Consider the following 396-nt stretch of genomic DNA (forward strand, 5'->3'; position numbering starts at 1 on the left):
TGGCTAGACTGTGCTTCTTTTTTCCCACCGCAGGAGGCACCCATGGCCCATACCATCTCCGTATCCCTGATTGGCGTTCCCACCGACGTCGGTGCGGGCCATCGCGGTGCACGGCTGGGGCCGGAGGCGCTGCGCGTGGCGGGCCTGCCGGAGGCGCTGGAAGCACGTGGTGTGGACGTCCGTGACGTGGGCAATCTGGATGGCCCGCGCAACCCGTGGACCGCGCCGGTGGAAGGCTACCGCCATCTGGATGAAGTGGTGGCGTGGAACCATGCACTGATGGAAGCCAGCTACGCCGAGCTGCAGGCCGGCCGCATGCCCATCATGCTCGGCGGCGACCACTGCCTGGGGATCGGTTCGATCACCGCCGTCGCGCGCTGGTGCCGCGAGCAGGGC

General features: G+C 68.4%; 1 protein-coding gene. It reads left to right on the forward strand.

Translation table 11 applies throughout. The features are described from left to right. Positions 1-42: 42 nt before the first annotated feature. Positions 43-396 (forward strand): arginase family protein (locus F8M74_RS37395; RefSeq protein ID WP_205604121.1); only part of this gene is annotated, 354 nt, incomplete at its 3' end.

The sequence above is a fragment of the Myxococcus sp. CA023 genome (assembly GCF_010998615.1).
Classification (GTDB): domain Bacteria; phylum Myxococcota; class Myxococcia; order Myxococcales; family Myxococcaceae; genus Myxococcus.